The sequence below is a fragment of the Anaerolineales bacterium genome (genome assembly GCA_022866145.1).
GTDB lineage: Bacteria > Chloroflexota > Anaerolineae > Anaerolineales > E44-bin32 > PFL42.
Genome location: JALHUE010000334.1, coordinates 1 through 1,846, shown reverse-complemented (window position 1 = coordinate 1,846; position 1,846 = coordinate 1). Strand labels below are relative to the sequence as shown.

Below are 1,846 nucleotides of genomic sequence, written 5' to 3'. Positions count from 1 at the left end.
GCGGATCATTGGGCGCCGGTGATGCAGAAGATCTCCGGGCTGTCGATCCTCGTCCTGCTGGTGGTCGGGCTGGGGATGAACATTTCCAATATCCTCAGCTTCGTCGGCACGCTCGGCATCGGGGCCATCGTCCTGTTGATCGTGGGATCGCTGGTGATCGGGATGCTCCTCGGCGGGCGTGATCCTGGTGTCCGCAGCGCCATGGGACTGAGCACAGCCAATCGCAATGGTGCGGCCGCCCTCCTGGTCGCCACGCAGAACTTCTCCGGAACCAACACCCTCCCGTTTGTGCTGGTGGGGGTTGTGGCTATGCTGCTGATTCTGCTTCCGTTCGCCAAGCGCCTGGGCGCACGCCGCGAGGCGGCAGCCGCGCCGGTGACAATAACGTAGTAGCATTCTCCTGGTTTTCGTATGAGCCAGTGGCATTCATCGTCTTGCCGCTGATCTTGATCCCGGCGGCGCGTCGGTTGGGCAGAAGCAGTCACGCTACAGCCTGACTTGACCCCACAATTGATGACTGCCCTAGGCGTGCACTGGATGACCGGGAGGTGAGAGCAATCGTGGGGAACAAGGCTGACTCGCAACCGAAGGCCCTGACGCGCTACCTGCCGATCTTGGCCTGGCTGCCCAAATACGAGCGCAGCTGGCTGCGCCTCGATCTGATCGCCGGCTTGACGGTGGTGGCCCTCCTGATCCCGGAAGGCATGGCCTACGCCCAGATCGCCGGCATGCCGCCCCAGACCGCCTTCTATGCCGCCCCGATCGGCCTGCTGGCCTTTGCCATCTTCGGCACTTCACGCCAGCTGGTGGTGGCGGTATCGGCCATTATCGCCACGATGTCGTTCGCCACCGTCAGCCTGATCGCCGCGCCGGACACGCCGGAGTTCATCCTGTTGACTGCGGCGCTCGCCGTCCTGGCTGGGCTGATTGCCGTCATCGCCGGGCTGCTCAAACTGGGGCGGGTGGCGCAGTTCTTCTCCGAGTCGGTGATGGTGGGTTTCATCACCGGCCTGGCGCTGACGGTGATGGTGAAGCAAGTCCCCAAGCTGCTCGGCATCGAGGCCGGGCAGGGCAACTTCTGGGAACGGCTGTACGACATCCTTGTTCACTTGCCGGAAACACATCGGGCCACACTGATCACGGGCGTGCTTTGCCTGATCCTGCTGATCGTCCTGGAGCACTACTTCCACAAGATTCCCGCGGCGCTGGTGGCGCTGGTCTTCGCGATTGTCATTTCGGTCGTGTTCGGGCTGGAGGCGCGCGGCGTGGAGGTGATCGGCGACATCCCGGCAGGGCTGGTGCCGCCGCAGTGGCCGGCCGTCGGGCTGCAGAATTGGCTGCTTCTGCTTCCAGGGGCGCTCGGAATAGCACTGGTGAACTTCGCCGAAGCCATCGGCCCGACGCGCAGCTTCGCCGCCGCCCACAAGTACCGGATCGATGAAAACCAGGAGCTGATCGGACTGGGGGCAGCAAACTTCGGCGCGGGGCTGTTCCAGGGGTTCCCGATCGGCTCGAGCCTGTCCAAGTCCGCCGCCAACGACCGGGCCGGGGCGCACAGCCAGATGTCGGGCATCCTGGCCGCGGCCCTCACCGTCGTCGTGGCGCTCTTCCTCACTCCGTTGTTCTATGCGCTGCCCGAAGCGGCGCTGGGTGCGATCGTCATCGTGGCCGTGTCGGGGATGGTCAAGGTCGCCAAGCTCAAGCACCTCCAGCGCGTGCGGCGCGCCGACTTCGTCCTGGCGGTGGTGGCGTTGCTCGCCGTGCTGACCTTCGAGACCCTCGAGGCCCTGCTCATCGCCGTCGTCGTCTCGCTGTTTGCCCTGGTCTGGCGCGCCAGCCATCCCGG

2 protein-coding genes are annotated in these 1,846 nt (G+C 65.1%); both read left to right on the top strand.

Going from position 1 to position 1,846, the window contains the following annotated elements:
• The coding region (locus MUO23_10430; GenBank protein MCJ7513370.1) for a hypothetical protein at nucleotides 1–390 on the top strand (390 nt) is incomplete at its 5' end.
• 158 nt (nucleotides 391–548) lie between these two features.
• On the top strand, nucleotides 549–1,846 hold a 1,298-nt coding region (locus MUO23_10425), incomplete at its 3' end, for a SulP family inorganic anion transporter (GenBank protein ID MCJ7513369.1).